The organism is Enterococcus sp. DIV0756, from assembly GCF_051710745.1.
Lineage (GTDB): Bacteria > Bacillota > Bacilli > Lactobacillales > Enterococcaceae > Enterococcus_A.
The window spans coordinates 800,626-825,326 of record NZ_JBIOLF010000001.1 but is presented as its reverse complement, the minus strand read 5'-3'; the positions used below and the strand labels follow the sequence as shown (position 1 = coordinate 825,326).

Annotated in this window: 23 protein-coding genes and 2 tRNA genes; 3 read left to right on the top strand and 22 right to left on the bottom strand. The window is 40.1% G+C overall.

Annotated features, from left to right (window positions below):
- Window positions 1-148: 148 nt before the first annotated feature.
- The 12 genes from IGI44_RS03955 to IGI44_RS03900 all read right to left on the bottom strand — a co-directional run bounded on the left by IGI44_RS03955 (window position 149) and on the right by IGI44_RS03900 (window position 12,795).
- Window positions 149-997: a phosphate ABC transporter substrate-binding protein PstS gene (locus IGI44_RS03955; RefSeq protein WP_438786521.1), complete on the bottom strand. Its 849-nt coding sequence runs from the start codon at window positions 995-997 to the stop codon at window positions 149-151.
- Between the two features lie 213 nt (window positions 998-1,210).
- Window positions 1,211-2,659, bottom strand: a complete 1,449-nt coding sequence (gene cls / locus IGI44_RS03950) for a cardiolipin synthase (protein WP_438786520.1) — start codon at window positions 2,657-2,659, stop codon at window positions 1,211-1,213.
- Window positions 2,660-2,719: 60 nt separating this feature from the next.
- Complete coding sequence (locus IGI44_RS03945) at window positions 2,720-3,157, bottom strand: GNAT family N-acetyltransferase (RefSeq protein ID WP_438786519.1); 438 nt, start codon at window positions 3,155-3,157, stop codon at window positions 2,720-2,722.
- Window positions 3,158-3,205: 48 nt separating this feature from the next.
- Window positions 3,206-3,526: a DMT family transporter gene (locus IGI44_RS03940; protein ID WP_438786518.1), complete on the bottom strand. Its 321-nt coding sequence runs from the start codon at window positions 3,524-3,526 to the stop codon at window positions 3,206-3,208.
- Between the two features lie 394 nt (window positions 3,527-3,920).
- On the bottom strand, window positions 3,921-4,805 hold the full coding sequence (gene ftsX / locus IGI44_RS03935) for a permease-like cell division protein FtsX (protein WP_438788913.1): 885 nt from the start codon (window positions 4,803-4,805) through the stop codon (window positions 3,921-3,923).
- The gene (ftsE, locus tag IGI44_RS03930; protein ID WP_016181267.1) at window positions 4,798-5,487 is read right to left on the bottom strand and encodes a cell division ATP-binding protein FtsE; all 690 of its coding nucleotides are present in this window, start codon (window positions 5,485-5,487) and stop codon (window positions 4,798-4,800) included. The genes ftsX and ftsE overlap by 8 nt, the downstream gene beginning before the upstream one ends.
- 97 nt (window positions 5,488-5,584) lie before the next feature.
- A protein-coding gene (gene prfB, locus IGI44_RS03925; protein WP_438786517.1) for a peptide chain release factor 2 occupies window positions 5,585-6,695 on the bottom strand; the annotation gives its coding sequence in 2 pieces (ribosomal slippage) (window positions 5,585-6,622 and window positions 6,624-6,695; 1,110 coding nt in all).
- Window positions 6,696-6,913: 218 nt separating this feature from the next.
- Window positions 6,914-9,445 (bottom strand): preprotein translocase subunit SecA, encoded by a 2,532-nt coding sequence (gene secA / locus IGI44_RS03920; RefSeq protein ID WP_438786516.1) that lies wholly within the window; start codon window positions 9,443-9,445, stop codon window positions 6,914-6,916.
- A gap of 267 nt (window positions 9,446-9,712) precedes the next feature.
- Window positions 9,713-10,258, bottom strand: coding sequence for a ribosome hibernation-promoting factor, HPF/YfiA family (gene hpf / locus IGI44_RS03915; protein WP_438786515.1), 546 nt, complete (start codon window positions 10,256-10,258; stop codon window positions 9,713-9,715).
- A 138-nt stretch (window positions 10,259-10,396) separates the two neighbouring features.
- Window positions 10,397-11,062: a ComF family protein gene (locus tag IGI44_RS03910; RefSeq protein ID WP_438786514.1), complete on the bottom strand. Its 666-nt coding sequence runs from the start codon at window positions 11,060-11,062 to the stop codon at window positions 10,397-10,399.
- Window positions 11,052-12,356: a DEAD/DEAH box helicase family protein gene (locus IGI44_RS03905; RefSeq protein WP_438786513.1), complete on the bottom strand. Its 1,305-nt coding sequence runs from the start codon at window positions 12,354-12,356 to the stop codon at window positions 11,052-11,054. The genes IGI44_RS03910 and IGI44_RS03905 overlap by 11 nt, the downstream gene beginning before the upstream one ends.
- Window positions 12,357-12,513: 157 nt before the next feature.
- Window positions 12,514-12,795, bottom strand: coding sequence for a DUF7662 domain-containing protein (locus IGI44_RS03900; protein WP_438786512.1), 282 nt, complete (start codon window positions 12,793-12,795; stop codon window positions 12,514-12,516).
- Window positions 12,796-12,906: 111 nt separating this feature from the next.
- On the opposite strand from IGI44_RS03900, the gene IGI44_RS03895 reads away from it, so the two are divergent.
- Window positions 12,907-13,548, top strand: a complete 642-nt coding sequence (locus IGI44_RS03895) for a YigZ family protein (protein WP_438786511.1) — start codon at window positions 12,907-12,909, stop codon at window positions 13,546-13,548.
- A gap of 9 nt (window positions 13,549-13,557) precedes the next feature.
- Here the strand turns inward: IGI44_RS03895 and IGI44_RS03890 are convergent, their stop codons facing one another.
- Window positions 13,558-14,262, bottom strand: a complete 705-nt coding sequence (locus tag IGI44_RS03890; protein ID WP_438786510.1) for a GntR family transcriptional regulator — start codon at window positions 14,260-14,262, stop codon at window positions 13,558-13,560.
- 353 nt (window positions 14,263-14,615) lie between these two features.
- Window positions 14,616-18,857: an acyl-CoA dehydratase activase-related protein gene (locus IGI44_RS03885; protein ID WP_438786509.1), complete on the bottom strand. Its 4,242-nt coding sequence runs from the start codon at window positions 18,855-18,857 to the stop codon at window positions 14,616-14,618.
- A gap of 177 nt (window positions 18,858-19,034) precedes the next feature.
- Between IGI44_RS03885 and IGI44_RS03880 the strand changes: the two genes are divergently transcribed.
- Window positions 19,035-19,643 (top strand): TetR/AcrR family transcriptional regulator, encoded by a 609-nt coding sequence (locus IGI44_RS03880; protein ID WP_438786508.1) that lies wholly within the window; start codon window positions 19,035-19,037, stop codon window positions 19,641-19,643.
- A gap of 39 nt (window positions 19,644-19,682) precedes the next feature.
- Here IGI44_RS03880 and IGI44_RS03875 read toward each other — a convergent pair whose 3' ends face one another.
- Window positions 19,683-19,853, bottom strand: a complete 171-nt coding sequence (locus tag IGI44_RS03875; RefSeq protein WP_438786507.1) for a hypothetical protein — start codon at window positions 19,851-19,853, stop codon at window positions 19,683-19,685.
- Between the two features lie 243 nt (window positions 19,854-20,096).
- Here IGI44_RS03875 and IGI44_RS03870 point away from each other — a divergent pair, with 243 nt between their 5' ends.
- Entirely contained in the window at window positions 20,097-20,972 is an 876-nt protein-coding gene (locus IGI44_RS03870; RefSeq protein ID WP_438786506.1) for a helix-turn-helix domain-containing protein, read from the top strand.
- Between the two features lie 96 nt (window positions 20,973-21,068).
- Here IGI44_RS03870 and IGI44_RS03865 read toward each other — a convergent pair.
- From IGI44_RS03865 to IGI44_RS03835, 7 genes are all read right to left on the bottom strand, one after another.
- Window positions 21,069-21,140, bottom strand: a tRNA-Gln gene (locus IGI44_RS03865).
- Window position 21,141: 1 nt separating this feature from the next.
- Window positions 21,142-21,225 (bottom strand) — tRNA-Tyr (locus IGI44_RS03860).
- An 82-nt stretch (window positions 21,226-21,307) separates the two neighbouring features.
- Complete coding sequence (locus IGI44_RS03855) at window positions 21,308-21,538, bottom strand: DUF2969 domain-containing protein (RefSeq protein ID WP_216410660.1); 231 nt, start codon at window positions 21,536-21,538, stop codon at window positions 21,308-21,310.
- Between the two features lie 74 nt (window positions 21,539-21,612).
- Window positions 21,613-22,257 carry a CBS and ACT domain-containing protein gene (locus tag IGI44_RS03850; protein ID WP_216410659.1) on the bottom strand — a complete coding sequence of 215 codons (645 nt, stop codon included), beginning with the start codon at window positions 22,255-22,257 and terminating at the stop codon, window positions 21,613-21,615.
- Window positions 22,258-22,260: 3 nt separating this feature from the next.
- Window positions 22,261-22,962 carry an ABC transporter ATP-binding protein gene (locus tag IGI44_RS03845; RefSeq protein WP_216410658.1) on the bottom strand — a complete coding sequence of 234 codons (702 nt, stop codon included), beginning with the start codon at window positions 22,960-22,962 and terminating at the stop codon, window positions 22,261-22,263.
- Window positions 22,962-23,738, bottom strand: coding sequence for an ABC transporter ATP-binding protein (locus IGI44_RS03840; RefSeq protein ID WP_438786505.1), 777 nt, complete (start codon window positions 23,736-23,738; stop codon window positions 22,962-22,964). The genes IGI44_RS03845 and IGI44_RS03840 overlap by 1 nt, the downstream gene beginning before the upstream one ends.
- Complete coding sequence (locus IGI44_RS03835; RefSeq protein ID WP_216410656.1) at window positions 23,719-24,693, bottom strand: branched-chain amino acid ABC transporter permease; 975 nt, start codon at window positions 24,691-24,693, stop codon at window positions 23,719-23,721. Before IGI44_RS03835 ends, IGI44_RS03840 begins: the two co-directional genes overlap by 20 nt.
- Window positions 24,694-24,701 lie beyond the last annotated feature (8 nt).

Genomic DNA, 24,701 nt, shown 5'->3' with positions numbered 1-24,701 from the left:
TTATAGTTGAAATCATTTAACCCACCGCTACTGGACTAACTAAAACTTCACTAACTAAAACTTCTTGCTCAATTTCCGAAACAAATAGAATTTCAAATTGTAACTTTAAAAAAAACCGTCTCGAACATCTTCGAAACGGTGCGTTACATTATTTTATTTCATTTCCTTGCCAATCACGTTCAACTTTCATATCAGAGATAGGAATATAGCCAAGCTGAGAAACGACTTTGCCTTGCACTTCATCAGAAAGCATATACTCAAGAAATTCCGCAACTAGTTCGGTTGGCTTTCCTTTAGTGTACATATGCTCATATGCCCAGATTTTCCAATGATTAGTCGTCACATTCTCATCGGTCGGCTCAACATTATCAATGTTCAATGTTTGAACGTCTTTTGTGACATATGAAAAAGCCGTATAGCTAATTGCACCGGGTGTATCGGCAACGATTTGACGAACCATTCCACTTGAATCTTGTTCTTGCGCGCGAATTGCTGTTTTTCCATCTAAGACCCATTGCTCAAACGTTGAACGCGTCCCGCTTCCGCTCGCCCGATTCAAAATGACGATTTCTTGATCTTTCCCGCCAAGTTCTTTCCAATTCTTGATCTCCCCAAGAAAAATCTTGCGCAGATTCTCTAATGAAATATTGATCACACCAACACCCTTATTGACAATTGGTGTAATACCAACGACTGCTACCTTATGATCAACCAATTTCTTTGCGTCGATCCCATTTTTTTCCTCTGCAAACAAATCCGAATTTCCGATCTCAACCGCACCTGATTGAACCTGACTCAATCCAGTACCGCTTCCTCCGCCTTGGACATTGATAAACCTTCCGGGATTTTTACTTTGGTATTCTTCAGCTACCGTTTCAACCAAAGGCTGTAACGCAGATGAGCCGACAGCAGTAATTGATTCGCCGCGGTCGATCCATTTTGAACAACCGGATAAAAGTAAAAGTGTCCCTAAAAGAGGAATTAACCATTTCTTCATGAAAAATCTCCTTATTCATATTTAAAGTAATCATTTTTCTTCTGATTCTTGCGTGCTGCGAAAAGTTGAACTAGCACCTTTATTTATATAGTAATCTTTTTTCAAGAAACGAAGTAGAATACAGCTAACAATCAGAGCTATTTCCTAAATGTTAGGCTCACTAAACAAGCTAGTTCATTTTATACTATCAAACCATGAAAGCGCAAATGATTTTTATAGGAGCGGCGAAATCAGCCGGGCAATTCCTTCTTTGAACTTAATGATAACCCCACGCTGATCGTATTTTTCTTGAGTCAAAAGTTCCGACTTTATTGAATCTTTATAAAATTCTTCACGTAGTTCCTCAGAAAATTTCGCATCATAAACAATTGTATTTACTTCAAAGTCCAATTTGAAGGACCGAACATCAATATTTGCTGACCCCACTGAAGCAATTCCTCCATCAATAATCATGGTTTTAGCATGAATAAATCCATTCTCATAAGTTTCGATAATTGCCCCATATTCCAGCAATTCAGCCGCAAACGAATAGGTTGCCCAGTAAACCAAAATATGATCAGGCTTGTTAGGTATTTGCATCCGTACCTTAACCCCCGACAGTAATGCTAGCTTTAATGCTTCATGGATTGGTGCATCAGGAATATAATACGGTGTCTGGATCAAAATTTCTTTCTTAGCTAGGTTAATCATTTTTAAGTATGTTAATTTGATTTGCTCATGCTCACTATCCGGTCCACTGCTAACCAGTTGTAAGGCTAATTTTCCTTCTGATTCAATCTCAGGAAAATAATCCGGTTGATAAACCAGTTCATGCTTCTGTTGTGAATTCCAATCCATCAAGAACCTATTCTGCAAAGTATAAACAGCATGACCATGAATTCGTAGATGATTGTCTCGCCAATAGCCAAATTTTTCGACTAGCCCAAGATACTCATCGCCGACATTAAACCCTCCTGTATAACCAATTTCTCCATCAATCACAACAATTTTCCGATGATTTCGATAATTCATTCGCGGGTTCAAATAGGGTAAAAAAAGCGGAAAGAAGAAATCGACTTCCCCCCCGACCTCAGTCAACGGCGCAAGAAAACGACGATTTACCTGCGTGGAGCCCCATGCATCTAAAAGTAATCTTACTTTTACCCCGCGTAGGGCAGCCGCTACTAACGCTTCACGTACCTCAAGCCCCAAATCATCTGCTCGATAAATATAATATTCCATATGAATGTGGTACTTTGCTCGATGAATGTCCTCGATAAGCGCATCAAATTTCTCGCGTCCATCAGTATAAAGAATGACCTCATTATTGGTAGTATACAATGAGCTCTCAAACATTGTCAGCATGTAAATCAACTGCCTTGGATCAACCTGATTCGTCGTCGGTTTTGGAAAAAGTCCACGGGCCAATGCGCGCTGTTGCTGCTGAACCTCGACATTCATCCCGATTTTCGTTTGCATCTTTAAGTCGAAAATCCGCTCTTTAGAGATTCCTTTACCGAAAAAGATATATAAAATAAAGCCGAGAATCGGAATAAAGGTTAAAACCAATAGCCACGCCCACGTATTAACCGTATCCTTACGTTCTCGAAAAACAATAATAAAAGATAGAATCGTATTGATAATTAGGAAAATCAATCCCAAGTGCCCTGCCACAAATGACATTATTCCACACTCCTTCTACTAAAGGATAGCCGAGTTAATGTTGATTGTAAACAACAGGCTTTATCGGTTCTTTTCTTTTTTCAGAATCATTTCTATGTGGGGAATCTCATCTTCTAAGTAAATTTCAGAATTTTTCTCAAAGCCAAATGACTGATAAAAATCAGCTAGGTGGGCTTGAGCTGAAATGACAACTAAACGATTAGGATAACGGGCGTCAATTTCTTTTAACGTTTCTGACACGATTTTTCGTCCCAATTGTTGTCCACGATACTCTTTAACGACCAGAACCCGACCAAAGTGGATCGTCTCTTCTGCGGCCAAAATTCGAGCATATGCTTGTAGCTTTCCCTTTTCCTCGATACATACATGTAAAGCAGAACGGTCTGCCTCATCGACTTCTTGATAGGGGCAATTTTGTTCCACAACAAAAACCGCCGTACGCGCCTGTAAAATTGTGATTAGTTCTTGTGGTGTTAGTTCATCGGTTGTCTTAATCATAAGGTCCTCCCAGTTCTTTTGCTAAAAATAGTTTAACCTAAATTCTGCCTAATGTCCGCTAGTAACCTTGATCCCAATAATTCCCACGATTAACAGCACAACAAAAAAACTAGTCAAAAGCGATAAATGATCCTTAAATAGGAAAACACCAATTAAAATGGAGCCAACAGCGCCAATCCCTGTCCAAATTGGATAAGCCAAGCTCATCGGCAAAGAATGCAATGACTTTGATAAAAAGTAAAAACTTGCGATCATTCCAATAATTGTCAACAGTGAATAATTCATTTTACTGAACCCTTCGCTTAACTTCATCATTGTTGCCCAAAACATTTCAAAGATGCCCGCCACAATTAACGATACCCATGCCATGATAAAAATTCCTCCTCTATTAACAATCTAAATTTGCATTACCTATCCCGCCAACCGAACACAGCTCATTCATCTCAAGGTACTGATTTTTCCATACAGACAAAAATGAGGTTGATTTTCACTGCGCATACGTTCCAACTAAACAATTCAGACATTGACTATTTCTAAATAAACTCAACCCTCAGTACGTGCAAGATTGAACAGGAAAAAGTTGGACACGCAAAACAAGGGAGTCCAATTTCTTCAAAGACCTAACGAAATTGGCTCCCTTGCTCGGTAGCATTCTATTTAATGAAACTTATCATAGGAGCTTTTATTAAAAAAATCAAGGAAAAGGATTTACTATTTTATACTAAAAAAACTTCTTCGAATGATTCGAAGAAGTTTTGCTTTGTTAAATTTTTAAGAAACGGCGCATTGAAATGACTGAACCTAGTGAACCAATCAAATAGCCACCAACCGCCATCGTGATATCCAGTATCCAAACAATTTGGTCTGGTCGCAATAAAGCTAAGTTTGATTGCAATAGATAAGGTGCCGCTAAGCCATAAACCTGTGAATACCCATAGGTTAAGATCAAAATTGGCACGATAGAACCAATTAAACCGATCCAACCTCCTTCAAGGAAAAACGGCCAACGAATATACCCATTTTTTGCACCTACGAGACGCATGATTTGAATCTCGGTTTTACGTGAGATGATCGTAATCCGAATCGTATTCGAAATCAAGAAAATTGCCACGAAAACTAATAACGCAGCGGCCGCTAAGCCCCAAGTTCTGACAACTTTCGCCATTTGAATAATCCGATCGGCTGAATTTCCGCCATAATTTGCACGGAAAACATTGTTCAATTGACTTGCTTCACGAGTTACGGGACGAATGTATTGTGCATCGGTTGCCTTTACAACATATACATCATATAACGGATTGCTATCACCTTCGAATAGGTCCCAAGCATCACCCATTTGTTTTTGCAATTTCTTTAATTGCTCTTGTTTACTTGAATAAGTAACTTTCTCTACATGACTAATATCTTGCAATTCTGATTTTAATTCTTTTAATTCTTTTTCTTTCGTACCAATATCAACGAAGACTGTCACTTCAACATTGCCTTCAACATCTTGAGCTAATTTTGTCGCGTTCATGATCAAAGCCATGAAAATTCCCGCCATTGTTAATGTGATCGTAACTGCACTGACTGATGCTAAAGTCATCCAGCCATTACGCTTAACACTCTTGATACTTTCCAACAAATGTCGGAAGAAATTTCTAATCATCAAACTCGTATTCTCCTTCCGCTTCATCCCGAACGATCAAGCCATTTTCAATCGCGATCAAACGATGGCGCATGGTATCTACGATCGTTTTGTTATGGGTTGCCATTACGATCGTTGTTCCCTGATTATTGATTCGTTCTAATAGATGCATGATTTCCCAAGAAGTATCCGGGTCCAAATTTCCGGTCGGTTCATCAGCAATTAATACTTTTGGTGTATTCACGATTGCTCGTGCGATCGATACACGTTGCTGTTCCCCACCAGATAATTCACTTGGGAATACGCGGACCTTGTGTTTTAATCCAACCAAGTCTAAAACTTCCATGACACGCTTTTTAATATCCCGCGGTTTACGCCCAATTACTTGCATGGCATACGCCACATTTTCATAGACCGTTTTACGAGGCAATAACTTGAAGTCCTGGAAAACCACGCCAACATCACGACGCAAATATGGAACTTCTTTATTTTTGATCTTTAATAAATCATGACGAGCAACATCTAGTACTTTTCCAGAAGTTGCTTTTTCTTCACGGTACATCAACTTGATGAAGGTAGATTTTCCACTACCAGAGGGACCAACGACATAGACAAACTCGCCTTGATCGATACGAACCGAAATCCCACGAACAGCAGTTGTCTTATTAGGATATTTTTTTGTTACATCCTGCATTTCAATCATGCTTTATCTCTCCAAATCCTCTTAAATTCTTTGCTATTATAGCATGCCAACATTGCAACTGGCTTTCATTACTTTACAATTTGATTTCATTTTGAGATTAGGCCTCTTGTGCTAAGCGCCATTTCAAGTAAGCATCAATGAAAGGATCTAGCTCGCCGTCCATTACTGCCTGTACATTTCCCGTCTCATATTCAGTACGGTGATCCTTTACCATAGAGTATGGATGAAAAACATAAGAGCGAATTTGTGAGCCCCAACCGATTTCCTTTTGTTCCCCTCGCAAGGCAGCAGCTTCTTGCTCTTTCTTCTCAATTTCTAACTGATAGAGCTTCGCCTTTAACATTTGCATGGCTGTCTCGCGATTATGAAATTGCGAACGCTGTGCTTGACTAGCAACAACCGTTCCCGTAGGCAAATGCGTAATCCGTACGGCTGAAGAGGTTTTATTGATATGCTGACCACCTGCTCCGCTAGCTCGATAAACATCAACTTTCAAGTCATCTGGATTGATTTCAACTTCGATGTTTTCATCTAGTTCAGGCATGACCTCGACAGAACAAAAAGAAGTATGACGACGACTTGCTGAATCAAACGGCGAGATTCGCACTAACCGATGAACCCCTTTTTCTGATTTCAAATAGCCATAAGCATTCGTTCCTTTGATCATCAAGGTAACACTCTTGATCCCTGCCTCATCACCTGATTGATAATCAATCGTTTCAACTGAAAACCCATGCTGTTCTGACCAGCGTGTATACATTCGCAAGAGCATTGAGCCCCAATCCTGTGATTCAGTTCCGCCAGCACCAGGATGCAACTCAATAATGGCATTATTTTTATCGTAAGGAGCATCTAACAAGAGCGACAATTCAAAACCTGAAACTTTTTCTTGCAACTGTACTAAGCGTTCTTCCAACTCCGCTTGTAATTCGCTATCAAATTCCTCTTGCTGCATTTCCCACATCAGATTTAATTCGTCTGCTTCACTTGCAATTGCCTGAAACTGATCATACGTTTCTTTTGCGGCATTGTTGCGATTTATCAAAGCCTGAGCTTTCTCCGAATCATCCCAAAAACCTGGCGCAGACATTTGATTTTCAGCTTCAGCAATATCTTCTTCTAACTGCTCTAGGTCAAAGAGACCCCCTGAAACTTGCGACTTGTTCTTGCATTGCATCTAATAAATTACGTATTTCTGCGTTTTCCAAATCTATTCCTTCTTTCTTCCGGATAAAAAACGATCCGTATAACCAAACCTTTAAAACTTTATCTTTCCATCCATCAGTTAAATCAACATAAAAGCTGCTTTATCCGCTCTCATTCTAAGTGTCTTATAAACCTACTTTTAGTACGTTAGTGAAACTCACAAAGAACGAGACATAGCAGCTATGTCCCGTTCTGAGGATTCCTTACTTATCGTAGAAAACTATTGTCCTTTACCGTGGCAGTTTTTGTATTTTTTTCCGCTGCCGCATGGACACGGATCATTTCGTCCAACTTTTTCCACATGAACCGGTTTTTGCTTCGTATGTGTCAAATTCTTCGGATCTCCGTCTGCTTCTACAGGATGCTCTTGTTGATTTTGAGCGACTTGTTCACGTTGAACATTTTGACGAATCTCAGCTTTCATGAATAGGCGTGTGACCTCAAATTCGATGGCTCCAACCATATCTTCAAACATCTTGTACCCTTCTGTTTGATATTCAACCAGCGGATTGTTCTGTCCATACGCCCGCAAGCCTACTGATTGACGTAATTGATCCATTGCATCAATATGGTCTGTCCATTTCGTATCGACAACACGTAAAATGACCACTTTTTCAAATTCTAATAATTGTTCTGGACTTTGTAATTGTGACACTTTCGTATCAAACACTTCTTTGGCGCGATTATATAAATAATCTTTCATTTCTTCTGGCGTTTTACCTTCAAAATCAGCTTTTGAAACAGAATCTTCATGAACTAATGTTGCTCCGGCAAAGTCTGCCAACGCTTCAAGGTTCCAATTTTCTTTGTCTAATTGGGTATGGCTATCCACCACACGTGAAATTGTCCGGCGTACCATGTTCAATAATTGTGGTGATAAATCTTTTTCACCCATGATGACATCCTGACGCTGCTTATAGATAACTTCCCGTTGTTCCCGCATCACATCGTCGTATTGTAAAACGTTCTTACGAGTATCGTAGTTATTTCCTTCCACCCGTTTTTGAGCAGATTCTACTTGACGAGTCAGCATTTTACTTTGGATCACTGCGTCATCGTCTTCCACTTTCATGCGATCTAAGAAAGCTTTGATTCGTTCAGAGCCAAACCGTTTCATCAAATCATCTTCCAATGAAAGGTAGAATTGAGAAACCCCTGGATCTCCTTGACGACCTGAACGTCCACGAAGCTGATTATCAATACGACGAGATTCATGACGTTCGGTACCAATTACAGCAAGCCCGCCTAATTCAATGACTCCAAGGCCTAACTTAATATCTGTTCCTCGACCCGCCATGTTAGTAGCGATCGTTACAGAACCTTTTTGTCCAGCATTCATAATGATTTCTGCTTCTTTAAAATGGTTTTTCGCGTTCAAGACCTCATGGGGCACTTTTTCACGATCCAACATATTTGAAAGCAATTCAGACGTTTCAACAGCCACCGTACCAACAAGGATTGGTTGACCTTTACGGTGTCTTTCTTTAATATCTTGAACTACTGCATGGAACTTGCTTTCCAAAGTTGGATATAATAAATCCGCATGGTCTTCTCGAATAACCGGGCGGTTCGTTGGAATTTGGACAACCTCAATATTATAAATTTCACGGAACTCTTCTTCTTCCGTTTTAGCTGTACCAGTCATCCCAGCTAGTTTTTTATACATCCGGAAATAGTTCTGGAAAGTGATCGTTGCCATCGTTTTCGTTTCGTCTTCGATTTCAACGGCTTCTTTGGCTTCAATTGCCTGATGTAATCCGTCAGAATAACGACGACCATCCATAATTCGACCAGTAAATTGGTCGACGATTAAGACCTTGCCTTCCTGTACTACATAGTCAATATCGCGGATCATAATGAAATTAGCCCGCAATGCTTGATCTAAGTGGTGAGTCAGCGCAGTGTTGTCTAAATCATATAGGTTCTCCAAGCCGAAGTTCTCTTCCGCTTTTTCAATCCCTTGTTCAGTCAGACCAATCGTTTTCGATTGGATATCGATTTTGAAATCTTCATCCTCTTTCAAACGTTTCACAAAATTATCTGTTCGAGTGTATAGAGCTGTCGATTTTTCAGCCGCACCAGAGATAATCAACGGTGTCCGTGCTTCATCGATCAAGATCGAGTCTACTTCATCGACAATTGCATAGTTCAATGGACGTTGAACCATTTGGCTTTGATAAACCACCATGTTGTCACGTAGGTAATCAAATCCAAGTTCATTATTCGTACTGTAGGTGATATCGCAATTGTACGCTTCACGCTTTTCATCAGATGTTTTTGAATTGATATTCAACCCAACGCTTAATCCTAAGAAGTTGTACAACTCGCCCATTTCGGTGGAGTCACGTGTAGCGAGATATTCGTTCACTGTTACTACGTGGACACCTTCACCAGTTAAGGCATTTAAATACACCGGCATCGTAGCTGTCAGTGTTTTACCTTCACCAGTTTTCATTTCAGGAATGTTCCCATCGTGCAACACGATCCCACCCATTAATTGAACATGGTAGGGATAGAGGCCTAATACACGTTTAGCCGCTTCGCGAACTACTGCAAAAGCTTCTGGCAATAGGTCATCTAACGTTTCCCCTGCTTGATAGCGTCCTCTAAATTCTTCGGTCTTGCCGCGTAATTGCCCATCCGACAATTTTTCCATGTCGCTAGAAAAGGCTTCAACCTTATCAGCAATCCCACTCAATCGTTTTAATTCTTTTTTATCATTTTCAATCATTCGTCTCAGAAAGTTTGCCATTCGTTTACCTTACTCCTTTATTTCTTTTCATTTTCTATTTTTTGATAGAAACCCGCTAGTATATTTTATCATTAGTCCTTGAGAAAAGAAACTTCTCGCAGCGAATAAAGCCCGACTTATGTAATGATTAATCTTTTTCTGTGATTTTCCTTAATAGCGCAAAGAATAGGAAACATTTTGGTATTAAAATTGCTCTGCATTCCAAAACTTTATTTTCAATGAAAATAAAAAACCTTCCAGCATCTGCTGGAAGGCTGTAATTTTCTATTAATCTGTTTCGATCAAACCGTATTTGCCATCTTTACGACGATAAACAATGCTTGTTCCATTTGTTTCAGCATCTTCAAAGATAAAGAAGTTATGTCCAAGCATGTTCATTTGTAAGACTGCTTCTTCGCTACCCATAGGTTTCAATGACAAGCGTTTTGTACGAACGATTTCTAATTCAGATTCTTCTGAATCTTCCACGTTTACTAACACTTCCACTTCACGTTCAGGTACGCCCTTTTCACGCGCTTTGCGGTTAATTTTTGTTTTAAATTTGCGGATCTGACGCTCTAATTTATCCACAACCAAATCAATACTTGCATATAAATCTGGTGAAGTTTCTTCCGCTCGAAGAACTAAGTAAGGTAATGGAATCGTTACTTCAACTTTTGCCGTTTTTTCTGTATACACTTTTAAATTGACATAAGCAGTTGCGTCCGGAACATCAGTGAAGTAGCGTTCTAACTTTCCTACTTTCTTTTCAACGTAATTGCGGATAGCCTCAGTAACTTCGATGTTTTCCCCTCGAACATTATATTTGAACATACGTATTGCCCCTTTCGTCTTGCCAACTGAAGAGAAGGAAGGACCACTCTTACCTCTTCTTCTTAACTCTATTATATCGAAATCTAATCCTTTTGCAAAGTAAATCGCTATCAATTTCATAAACATGAATAATGCATTTTACCTTGCAAAAGTCAAGCTCTTCACCGTTTTAGCGCCATTCTCAATAAGGATTTCTGCGCCATGAAAAAGCGTCCGTCCCGTTGTATAAACATCATCAACTAATAAAACTCTCTGATTTCTAATTTTTCCACTAGGTACCCTTAGTTCAAACGGTTGTTCCATTTTCAACCGTTCTTCACGTGATTTCTCAGATTGTGGAGCTAGTTCACGGCGTCTCAATAAATGTTCGAAGGAAATGTTCGTCAACTCTAAACAGCCGCTAACTTGATTGAATCCTCTTTGCTCAAATCGCTCCGTTGATAAAGGCAGCGGGCAGATCAAATATTTCCGATAGTTGTGCAATATATGTGCTAGTTCCGTTGTAAAAGCACCCCGTAAACGGTAATCTCCCATAAATTTATACGACTCAATCCACTCACGAAATCCTTCATCGTAGTGAAAGAGACTTTTATTTTCCAATACAAATCCAAGCTCTCGCTGCCATAATCGACAATCCGAACATAGCTCTGGTGAATTCGATCGGCCACAGCCAGGGCAGGCTGTAGCTTGCTCAATTTTTTTGAATAGCTGCTCACAATGATAACACCTCAAAGTCACCGAACGAAAAAATTCTCGGATGGTTAGATTACTCACCATTTCTTTTTGACAACAGCTACAACGCATGAAGCAATCCCTCTTTTAACGCTTCTTGATTATTCTTTTTGATTTCTTTGATTGCAGATTTGATTGCTGTTGTTTGTTCACTAGTAATAAAAAGAACTTCCGCCTGCGTATATTCTCCTTTACGGTCTGCCCGACCAGCAATCTGAACCAGCGCGGACTTCTTAAAAACCCGGTGAGAGGCCTGTAATACGATAACCGAGACTTTTTCAAATGTTACACCTCGTTCGAGAATAGTCGTCGTTAGAAGCAATTGATACCTGCCTTCACGCATATTTTCGACCTTAATCAACCGCTCTTGGTCTTGAGAGAAAACGGTCGTCAACCTTACTTCTAGTAACTCCTGTTGAATAAAACTGGCAATTTTATCCAGCATGGAAATATTCGGACAAAAAAGCAGAACATTATTTTTTTCCAGCAAATCTGCTATTTTGGTCAAAACCTTTTTTGGTAATCGGCCTTCAGTCAAGTTTTTTTCCAATCGCCAAGAGAATAAGACTTGTGGAACTGGCAACTCGCGTCGATGATAACGGGCTGGCAAATAATAAATACGATCAACTGTCTTTTTTAACGATTCATCTGGCGTTGCACTCAGATATACACGCTTTCCATTTGTTTGTTGAGCATTTTCAACTGCCCGATGCAGCAATAAATCCTCTGCATAGGGAAAGGCATCTACCTCATCTACGATCACTAAATCGAAGTAGTCACGATAGCGCAAAAGCTGATGAACGGTGCAGACAACAAATTGATCTCCGGCATCTTTTCGTTCCTGCCCATGAAAAAGGCTGATTTTTTCGTCAGGAAATGCTTGACGAAAGCGCAGAAACACTTCGTTACAAACATCTACTCGCGGGGACGTTATCACAATTCGATTTCCTTTTTCCAAGAGACTCTTTAAAAGTAGAAAAAGAATCTCTGTTTTTCCTGCTCCGGTCACCGCCCAGAGTAAAAAAGTGTTGCTTCTAGCTTGATCTTCAAGTAAATCCTCAGCGATTTTTTGTTGTGCAGCAGAAAATTCCCCCGACCACGTCAGTCTTACTTTTTTAGGATTTGTTTTTCTTACAGGAAAAAAATAAAGATAACTTCGACTGTCTACGCGTCCCAACGATAGACAAGAAGGACAATAGAAAAAGCCTGCTGGTACTCTTTCTTGCGAAACCTCACCGCATCGTTGACACAACCAGCCATTTTCAACCTCAGTCATTGCAGGAATTCTTTCAGCTTTAGTCAAGTCTACTTGCGGATAAAATGTGCGCCACTCTTTTATTAATAAACGTTGACCAGTAATCTCCATGGGGACCTCCTTCTTTTTCAAAAAGATACGCAATTCATGACTATTCGCTGGATGCCTGCCTTTATTTTGATTTTTAAAATTGCTCATAAAAAAAGCACGGCCGCTTACGCGCCGTACTTCGTCTAGTATTCAAGTTAGTTGATCGCCACATCATGTGTTAAATCAACCAGTTCGATTTTACTAATTTATTAAAAACCACGTATTCTTTATCAAGATTGACCTGGACTACTTCATAATTGGCATTTAACCACCCATAAGCACCTTTTTCCGGATGGCGGTAATCATTTGCCCACCAATCTAAATCTTGCCGCGCAGTTTGAGGCAATCCGCTGCGGGGAAATAAGAGCTCATCAAATTGTGTAAAGGTCAGTGTCACCTGTGAGCCATTGTTACTTTTTAAATAATGAGTAATACCATCATATTTTTTTGCACGTGTCATGCTCGTTCCTCACCTTCAGACAAAAAACATACAAACAAAACAGCCTTTAGTTGAAACCTCTCCTATTTTTCTTCTATACTAGATTAGAGAAAACTAAAGTGAGGCAAAATTATGCTGCAAAAGTATCGAACCATTAAAGAAGACAACCAACACGAAATCGAGATTAAAAAATCAAGATTTATCTGTTTCTTAAAACGCATTGAATCCGAAGAAGAAGCAAAAGCATTTATTCAACAGATAAAAAAAGAACATTGGAAAGCAAATCATAATTGTAGTGCATTTGTATTAGGCGATCACAATGAAATTCAGCGCTCCTCAGACGATGGCGAACCCAGCGGAACAGCTGGCATCCCCATGCTGGAGGTATTGAAGAAAAATGAGCTGATCAATGTTTGTGCCGTTGTGACTCGTTATTTCGGCGGAACAAAGCTTGGTGCTGGCGGATTGATCCGTGCCTATTCCGGCTCTGTCGCTCAAGCAATCGCTGAGACCGGAATCGTTGAAGGCCGACTACAAAAAGAAGTCTTCGTCCAACTTGACTACCCTAATTGGGGGAAAATGGAAAACTTCATTACCAATGAACAACTCGCTGTCAAAGAAACCCAGTTCACCGACCAAGTTGTTGTAACCTGCATGGTCGATGACAATAAAATCGCTGATTTCGAAGCTCAAGTTACGGATCTATTAAACGGTCAAGTCCGCTTTACTACTGGCGAACTCACGTACCATGAGCAATTAATCCAAGAGGCGTAGCCGCTTGGATTATTTTTCTAAATAAAATTCAAAACGACTGCCAACATACTGCGTACGGACATACTCGAAGGGCTGTCCATCAGCTAAATAGGAAACTTGGCGTAAGCGTAAGATTGCATCGCCGCGTTTTACTGCCAAATATTCAGCGATTTGCTCTGAAGCTAACGTCGCTGAGACTGTCTGATTGGCACGACCGATTTCAAATCCTTTTTCTTGTAAACTATGATAGAAGGATTCCGTAATCTCTTCTTTGGTGAAGCCCTCGATTAACTTAGCAGGAATACTTGCGACTTCAAAACAAATCGGCAAACTATCTGCATAACGAATCCGTTCCATTCGCAGCACTTGTTCGCCCTTTTCTAAACCTAATTTTTCTGCTTCACTGGAGCTTGCTCGTGAATGAAAGAAAGAAATTGTTTTGCTAGAAGGCGTTTTCCCTTGAGACTCCATAATATCAGTAAAGCTCGTTGTCCCAGTCATTTTTTCTTGAACTTTTTGACTCGCTACATAGGTTCCTGAACCAATTTTCCGTTCCAATATTCCTTCATCAGAAAGTGTTTGGATCGCTTGACGAAGAGTCATTCGACTTACGCCAAATCTTAACGATAACTCCCGTTCAGAAGGCAGACGCGCCCCAACCTTCCATACACCGTTTTCAATTTCATGCTTTAACTGATCGTGTATTTGAATATAAACTGGCACTTGATTCGCCACGTTCCTTCACCCCGTTCGAATTTTCTATCCTTATTATAACTGGTATATACCTAATGCACAACAATAATCCTTTTGATCTTACGTCTGATTACTCTTTTTTATGAACCAATTTAAAGTAGTATCTAAAATTTCCGATAGAATGGACGACCATTATTAAGTATTCGGAATCTTATTTCAATCTGTTCTTATCAACAGAATTAACGTTTGGTCGCGTATCCCCTGAATTGGACTCATTTTTCCTAAGACAAAAGATGAGTCTATTTTCTTACTCATACGATTGTTCTAACCATATCAAAATAAGAAGAAAAACTCGTAAAAAGAGTAGACCAAAATCAATTGGTCTACTCTCAGAATCAACTTTTGACTTCCTCTTTTAATTGTTTGTTGGCCGTTGCCATCATCAAACGAATCCGATTTAATTGGTTGACGATTGAAACCCCTGGATCGTAATCGATCGCGGCAATATTTGATTTTGGATATTGATGGCGTAATTCTTTAATGACGCCTTTTCCAACAACATGGTTCGGTAGGCAGCCAAACGGTTGCATACAAACAATATTGTTTACCCCTGTTTTCAACAGATCAATCATCTCGCCCGTTAAGAACCAGCCTTCACCAGTATGATTACCAATGGAAAGAATCTTGCTGGCGTCTTCCGCCAATTGATAGATCGAATGAATTCCGGTGAAACGTTCCGAAGCACGTAAAGCTTTGTCCATCGGTTTTTCTACGACTTCAATCAATTTGATTGCCATTTCTGCCAGATTTTTATTCTTCTTCGGCATTCCCATATTGTCGTATTTCCAAATTTGATTATAGAGTGAATAGTTCATAAACCCAATTAAGTCTGGAACAACTGCCTCAGCACCTTCTGCTTCTAACAATCGGACGATGTCATTATTCGCTGTTGGTGAATATTTCACTAGGATTTCGCCCACAACACCAACTTTTGGTTTAACCTCACTAGAGATTGGAACTGTATCAAAATCCTTGATGATTTTTTTCATGTTGCGATTGAACTGCGTCAATGAGCCGTTTCGAACATTTCCTTCGACTTTTTTCAGCCATTCCTCATGCAGCGCATCGATCTGTCCTTTTTCCAGTTCATATGGACGTGTCCGATAAACCACACGTTCAAATAAATCACCATATAAAATCGCCACAACGATCCGTTTTAACATTGGCAGTGTAAATTTGAAACCGGGATTGCTTTCTACCCCTTTATTCCCAAGAGAAACAGAGACAACTGGAACTTGTGGGAAGCCGGCATCATTTAATGCTTTTCGCAATAATGGGATGTAGTTCGTCGCACGACACCCACCACCGGTTTGGCTCATCATCACACTCGTATTGTTTACATCGTATTCACCACTTTGCAGCGCTTCGACTAATTGACCGATTGAAATGATCGCTGGGTAACAGGAATCATTGTTAACGAACTTCAACCCGACATTGATGGCTTCACGATCCATCGCTGGCAAGCAAACGACGTTATAGCCCGAAGCCTCCAACGCAATGTCAAACAGTCCTGATTGATGGATTGGACTAAGCATTGGCAATAATAGTGTATGTTTCTTACGCATTTCTTTCGTGAAGACGATTTTTTCTGGCTCTTCGAAGCGTTTCGTTGGTTCGAAATTCGATTTATCTCGTTCACTGACTGCTGCTTTTAATGAACGTAAACGAATTCTGATGGCTCCCAGATTCGAGCCTTCATCAATTTTCAAAACGGTATAAATCTTGCCATACTGATCCATGATTTCTTCGACTTGGTCCGTGGTTACTGCGTCAAGCCCACAACCAAATGAATTCAATTGTACCAGCTCTAGATTTTTCGATTTTGCTACAACACGAGCCGCCGCGTATAAACGAGAATGATAGACCCACTGATTAACGACCCGGAGGTTGCCAACATCACTCAAATGGGACACACTATCTTCCGTTAACACATGGAAGCCTTCTTGGGTGATCACCTCAGCGATCCCATGATTGATCTCAGGGTCCAAATGATACGGACGTCCAGAAAGAACCACGCCACGTTCCCCTTTTTGATTGAGCATCAGGAGCGTTTCTTCCCCTTTTTGACGAATGTCTTCTTTAAAGATCTCTAATTCTTTATAAGCATGATGCAATGCTTGATCAATTTCCGTTTGAGTAATCCCCAAATCTTGGAAACAGCGACCCAAAACTTTAGCGACTGATGCTTCATTGCCTAAGTTCAAATAAGGATTGCGATAATCCACTTTCCCTTCACGAATATCATCGACATTGTTCCGAATGACATCGGGATAGCTCTGGACGATCGGACAGTTAAAATGATTATCCGCTTCTTTTGACTCTTCTCGTTCAAATACCACGCCTGGATAGAAAATCATCGGTACGCCGCTATCGATCAAAGCTTGGATATGTCCGTGAGCAATTTTTGCCGGATAGCAAGCCGTATCACTTGGAATTGTTTCCATTCCTTGTTCATATAATTCTTTGTTTGAACGTGGAGATAATTTCACCCGAAAGCCTAGATCACTGAAGAAGGTATGCCATAACGGATAATTTTCGTACATATTCAAAACGCGTGGGATACCAATTTCACCACGAACCGCTTCCTTTTTACGTAGTGGACGATATTTGAACAAACGACGATATTTATAATCGATTAGATTGACTTTCTTATCTTCCCGCTTAATCTTGATCCGTGCACCGCGTTCGCAACGATTTCCGGTGATAAATTGCCGTCCATCTGAGAACAACGTAACTGTCATCATACAATTATTTTCACACAAGCCACAGTGGGTAAATTCTTTTTCAGCAGTAAAAGTATCAATTTCTGCTAAAGACAGTGTCTCCGTTTGTTCACCCGCTTCATAATTCTCTAAAGCAATCAAGGCTGCCCCGAAGGCTCCCATTAAGCCAGCGATCGATGGACGAACAACCTCACGCCCAGTGACCATTTCAAAGGCACGCAAAACGGCTTCATTGTAGAAGGTTCCACCTTGACAAACGATTTTTTCGCCAAGCTCTTCTGGACGACGAACCTTAATAACTTTATAAATCGCATTTTTAATGACAGAGTAAGACAAGCCCGCAGAAATATCCCCAACTGAGGCGCCTTCTTTTTGAACTTGTTTTACTTTAGAATTCATAAATACGGTACAACGTGATCCTAAATCAACCGGAGCTTTTGATTTCAATGCTGCTTTCGCAAAATCCTCAACATTGTAATTCAATGATTTGGCAAATGTTTCGATAAACGAACCACAACCTGATGAACAAGCTTCATTCAATTGAATAGAAGATAATGCGCCATCCTTGATCGTCATGGCCTTCATATCCTGTCCGCCAATATCCAAGATGAAGTCAACCCCTGGTTGGAAGTGATTAGCTGCCTTATAATGGGCCATAGTTTCCACTTCACCAATATCAATTTTCAACGCATTCTTGATCAATTGTTCGCCATATCCAGTGACTGCTGCCTTGCCGATGAAGACATTTTCAGGCAGTTTTTTATATAGATCCTTCAGTACTGTCATGGTTGTTTCAAGTGGTTGCCCTTGATTATTTCCATAAAATGAATACATTAAATTCCCGCTATCATCGATCAAAGCAACTTTTGTGGTTGTCGATCCCGCATCGATTCCTAAAAAGGCCACCCCTTCGTGATCAGACAAGCTTTTTTCTTGTGCCTGAGCTTGACCATGACGCATCCGAAAATCTGCTAAATCTGCTTCACCTTCAAATAATGGCTCTAGTGTATCCGAAGGTGATAGATGGCCTTCGTCAGCTGTCGTTAGACGATGCAACAACTCTTTAAGCGACGTCTCTTCTGCTTCTTCAGAGTAAAAAGCCGCCCCCATGGCCACAAATAACTGCGGATTTTCTGGAAAGATGACATTTTCCGGTGCGATGTCCAACGTTTCGATAAATCGTTGACGCAATTCAGACATAAAGAATAGCGGTCCACCTAGAAAAGCGATGTTCCCTTTTATTTTACGACCAGCAGCTAAACCAGCGATTGTTTGATTAACGACTGCTTGAAAAATACTCGCAGCGATGTCTTCCTTTGCGGCCCCCTCATTAATAAGCGGCTGCACATCGGTTTTAGCGAATACACCACAACGTGAAGCGATCGGATAGATCGTTTTATAATTTTTAGCTAGTTCATTGACTCCATTCGCATCGGTCTTTAATAAAACAGCCATCTGGTCGATAAAAGCTCCCGTACCACCCGCACAACTCCCGTTCATACGTTGTTCCAGTGCCCCTTCAAAAAACGTAATCTTAGCGTCTTCACCGCCTAATTCAATGGCTACGTCTGTTTCCGGAATAATTTCTTCAACAGTACGTGTACAGGCGATGACTTCTTGAACAAAAGGGATCTCTAGAACATCCGCTAATCCCATTCCGCCTGATCCTGTAATGCTCATCGTCATCTCTTGGTTGCCAATCACTGCTTCGGCTTCTCGTAATACACGTTCTGTGGCATTTTTCACATCTGAAAAGTGTCGTTCGTATTTTGCAAAAAGACTTTCGTTTTGTTCATTTAAAATGACCAACTTGACGGTTGTAGAGCCAACATCAATCCCCGCTCGTAATGTCATATTTATTCCTACCTTCCATTTTTAACAACACATGTTGATTAACTTACAAAGTGTTTGTTATACTACTCACGTATATTCTAAAAACATTTTGAACGTTATGCAATACGCAAAACCTGTTCATCCGTGCGATAAGCAACAGTCTTAAATGATTTGTTGTAAAAATGAAAGGATTTTATTATGGCAAAAAAAATTGACCTACGGGTTAAGCGAACCAACAAAATGATTATGGAAGCATTTATTCGTTTAGTAGAAGCAAAAGGCTACGACAATATCACGATTCAGGAAATTGCAGATGAAGCAATGATCAATCGCGCTACCTTTTATGCACACTTTAAAGATAAGCAAGATCTCTATGATCAAATCTTCAAACAAGCAATTGATGCATTTACAGCCGTACTTGATCCCGATCAAATCGTTCAAGGCAATCGTTTGAAGGTTCGAAAAATCGAAATGGTTCTAAAAAACATCTATGAACAAATTCAAGCAAATCGGAAATTCTTTTTAACGATCATGGACGCTTCAGGAAATGAAATACTGCGAAAGAAAGTCGCAGAGATTCTTGATGAAAAATATTCCCATGTTTTTAAACGTTTAAAAATTACCGAAAATGATATTGAAGTTCCCCTAGACTTTATCATCGAGTACATGACGTCCATTTTCGTGGGAACCCTGCATTGGTGGATTACAAGTAAGACAGATATGAGTGCCGACAGTCTTTCAAAACTCGTAATCAAATTAGTCGGTAATGGACACCTGACTATTTTAGGCATTGAAATAGACCATTAAAAGAAGCGCCCAGATTGCTCTGAGCGCTTCTTTTAATGATCAATGATTTTTTGCTTTCCATTTAATCGTGTGACGGGTCGGGCGAACATTACGGACTTGAGGGATTTGTCCTTTTTCTTTCGTTACTTCAAATGAACTATCCTTAATCGTACTATAAATTTTTGTCACTGTATCTGTTAGCATTTCTTTCACTTCTTCAACTTTATTCATCGTTACAGACTCCTTTCAGATTCGAAAAATAGTCAATGACTACTTAATTCCTTACTACTGTAAATGGTAGCGTATATCCTAATTAGCATCAAGTGAGAACTCTTTGCTGATTGAACACGTTGATCTAGAAATGTTGATTTAGCAAGACTCTACGCAGAGTAGAATCACTTTTTCATCAGATTTTGTACCTTTTTTTCCGATAATCCGCTATGCTTAAATTATCAATCAGAAAGAGGAAGTTAAATGGGAAATTTTTTAGGGAAACAATTGAGAAACTATCGGCAACGAAATGAACTTACCCAAAAACAATTAGCCAATATTTTATATGTATCAGATCGAACGGTTTCCAAATGGGAGCGCGGGGCTGGGTACCCAGATATCGATACGTTAAAACGCATCGCGCAATTATTAGATCTTTCATTAGACAATTTACTAAATGAACGGGAACCAGAGCTCTATTTTGAATATCGTTCGTCAACGCTTTTATTTTCGCTGCCTTTACTGCATATCGTCATTCCAAACCTTTCAGAAATGTTGTGGCATAATCGCCAGTTCGCTATCAGCACATTACAGCATAAAAAACAGTTAATTCCAACTGCACATGGGATTGTCAGTGTTGGCTTTTTCTCGTCAGGAGTTCTTTCATTGGGAATTTTTTCTAAAGGGATTGTTTCAATAGGACTATTGTCTCTGGGCTTTTTTTCAGCAGGTTTCTTAACCTTCGGATTACTCGCCGCTGGCAACATTGCTTTCGGTGGAATTGCATTGGGCAATCTAGCAATCGGGCTACTTACTTTAGGGAATTTAGTTGTCGGTGGGTTGGGCTTGGGAAATATTGCGATAGGCTACCTTGCGATTGGCAATAAGGCGTTTGGGGCCTATACCAGTGTTCTGCCTGAACATAGCAATCTTCCAGAAATCTCTCGGGCATTGGCAGAAATGCAGCAGCACGTTCCTAGTGCTATTCGTCAAATAATCATTGAACCGTTTTTATCCGTCTCCACTTCTTCGCTATTTCCTTATGCTACATTGTCCTTTGTACTGTTTTTAGTCTTCTTATTCTGCCTTGCGTGCTTTTTGGGTATTCAAAAGGTTCGACGAAAGACGATGGAACATTGATGAGTAAAAGAACCGATGTACACCATCGATTCTTTTACTTTTTTTGTTATATAAAAACGCAAAAAAAGTGAGTTGCATGTGCAACTCACTTGACTACTGGGGTAGCTGGATTCGAACCAACGCATGAGGGAGTCAAAGTCCCTTGCCTTACCGCTTGGCTATACCCCAATGGTGGAGGAGAGTGGATTCGAACCACTGAACCCTAAGGAACGGATTTACAGTCCGTCGCGTTTAGCCACTTCGCTACTCCTCCAGCTAGGTTTTTTATTATTTAAAAACCCGACTCAGTTATAATACCTAATCTTCAAAAAAAATGCAAGTATTTTTTTCAAAAATTATTCATGTAAATTCCAGTTGCGAATTAGGGCTTCAATTCCATCATCTAATGTCTTGAAATTGCCCAATAGATGCCCATCATTATAGGCTTGAAAATTTTTGTTTTCAGGAACGACTTCGCCAATCGTTTTTTTCCCAATCACTAGTTGAGTAACGGTTTGTTTTTCCCCATTAATCAAACGTTCTTCTTCTTTAACTTGAACTTGGATATCTTTGTTCTTTTTAGACATAACTTTCCCTCCGTCTTGAATAGTTTATCATACAACAAAAGAAAAGGACAACTGATCTCTCAGCTGTCCTAAAATTATGGTTGAGTGATCGCTGCCCGCAATACTTCGTACCCATTATCGGTCAGAAGTTGTTTGATCTTTTCTGTTTCCTTGCTGGCTAATTGAATTTCAACGATCGTTGCGCTTGTCTGATGATCGACAATAATAGTGAGAATACTAAAGTCATTATCTGCTAAAATTTTCGTTACTCTGGCTAAAACCCCTTTTTTATCTTCTAGGATTTTCAACTGAACGCGTGTCCCGCCTTCATAATAGCCAGTCAATTTTAAGAAAGCATCAAAAATATCATTATTGGTGATGATCCCGACCAGCTTTTCATTCTCCAACACTGGTAATACGTTGATTTTATTTTGACGCATCAGATAGATACCGTCTTCTAATTCCGCATCTGGAGCAACGGTTTTAACATCCTTGATCATTACATCCGCGACAACTGTTTTATTTAATAAATAATTCACCTCATGAACGCTCAGGCTAGTTGCTTTCGAAGGTAACGCTTCTTGGATCGTTCCTTCGGTGATCAATCCGACCAATTTATCGTTATCAATAACTGGCAAGCGGTGAATATCATATTTTTTCATCAAATCAACGGCATCAAAAATTTTGGTTTTCGATGTGACCGTTACTAAGTCTTCTGTCATAAAATCTTTTACACTCATGTTTTACCCTCCTAGATAAGCTTTCTTCACTTCTTCACTTTCTAGCAATTCTTGCCCCGTTCCTGATAAGACCACTTTTCCGGTCTCTAATACATAGCCACGATCAGCGATTGACAGAGCCATCTTAGCATTTTGTTCAATCAATAAAACGGTCGTTCCTTGTTTTTGAATCTCTTGAATGATATTAAAAATTTCTTGAATGAAAATAGGTGCTAGTCCCATTGAAGGCTCATCCAACAGCAGTAGACGTGGTTTAGACATTAGAGCACGCCCCATCGCTAACATTTGCTGTTCCCCTCCAGATAGCGTGGAAGCGTCTTGATTCAATCGTTCTTTCAAAATCGGAAATTTCTCATAGACGTGTTCATAGTCCTTTTGAATTTCGCCGTCTTTTCGTAAATAAGCGCCCATCTCTAAATTTTCTAAAACAGTCAGACCAGGAAAAACGTGTCTACCTTCAGGTACTTGAGAGATGCCTTGTGCCACGATCTTTCTTGGCGCCTTCTTTTGAATCGGTGTCCCTTCAAACGTAATTGTTCCCTTCGAAGGTTGGTTTAGTCCAGAAATCGTACGTAAAATCGTCGTTTTTCCTGCACCATTTGCCCCGATCAACGAAACAATCTCTCCTTGATTGACTTCAAAGCTAACATCACGCACTGCTTGGATCATGCCGTAATGCACCGAAAGATTTTCAATTTTCAGCATTATAGCTCACCTCCAAGATAGGCTTTGATCACTTCTGGATTATTTTTGATTTCTTCTGGCACGCCTTCAGCCAAAATACGACCGTATTCTAACACATAGATTCGTTCACAAACATCCATAACCAAACTCATATCATGTTCGATCAATAGAATTGTAATTTGAAATTCCTTTTGGATCTTGCGAATCAGCAAAGTCAGGGCCGCAGTCTCTTGCGGATTCATCCCTGCTGCCGGCTCATCCAAGAAAAGAATCTTCGGTTTCGTTGCAAGCGCTCGGACAATTTCTAAGCGACGCTGTTCTCCATAGGGCAAGTTGCGAGCTAGATTCTCTGCTTTATCCTGCAAATCAAAAATCGTTAATAATTTCAGCGCTTCTTCTTTTAATTTTTCTTCCTTATTATAGAAAGAGGGCAATCTTAAGACACTTGAGAAAAAACCTTCTTTATTTTTACTGTTCATAGCAATCAAGACATTATCCAAAACAGACAGATCTTTAAACAAGCGAATATTTTGAAAAGTCCGACTTAGACCTAAATCGGCGATTGCATAGGGTTTTTGACCATTCAAGCGATGGCTCTTCCCATCAACCTCCAATAGCACATCCCCTTCACTTGGGTCATAAACGCCAGTGATCAGATTAAATAAAGTCGTTTTTCCTGCACCATTTGGACCAATCAGACCTACTAATTGATTCTCTTCTAATGCGATATTGACATTGGAGACCGCCGCCAAACCGCCAAAGTTTTTGGTTAAATCTTTAATTTCCAACAGAGGCATTTTGGTCATCTCCTTTTTTAAACTTAGTTAAAATTTTCTTCACAGATAGCTCTTTTGTGCCTAGTAATCCACCTGGCTTAAAGATCATTAAGATGATCAATGCCAATGCGTAAATGATCATCCGCAATGTTCCGAAATCCTGAAGATACATATTGATGATCCCTAATAGAATCGCCGCGATAAAGGTTCCCGTCACACTACCGATTCCGCCCAGTACGACCAGAATCAAAATATCGACTGATTTAGTAAAAGCAAAGTCTTTCGGAGCGATTGACTGTAAATAGCCTGCATATAGTGAACCAGCAATACTGGCAGTCATGGCACCAAAGGTAAAGGCCATAACTTTATATTTCGTTGTATTAACGCCCATCGCTTCTGCGGCGATCTCATCTTCACGAATCGCCATTGTCGCACGGCCAGCGCCTGAACGAATATAGTTAACAATAAACAGGGTGGTAATCGCCATAAACCCATAAACCATTTGCCAGTCGACAAAAGGCTCGATCCCAAACAAACCAGAAGGCCCGTTGGTAATCTCTTTAAAGTTGATTAAGAGGATACGAATGATCTCTGCCACACCCAGCGTAGCAATGGCTAAATAGTCACCGCTTAAACGCAGAGTTGGAATACCCACTCCTACAGCGACGATTCCTGCTATAAGAACACCGACTGCCATCCCTAAGAAAAAACCACCATACGTTGGGGTATTCATCGAAATAAGGGCGGCCGCATAAGCGCCGATCGCCATAAACCCAGCATGTCCTAATGAAAACTGACCGGAAAATCCGATGATCAAATTCAAGCCTACTGCTAAGATTACGTTGATTCCAATTTGTACTAAAATATTGTCTAAGAATAGATTGACCATCCCAGCTGAATAAGCAATGTACAATACTGCATACCCAATTACGATCAAGGCTAGCCAAATTAAATTATATTTCAAATTCTTTTTCATTTGACTCA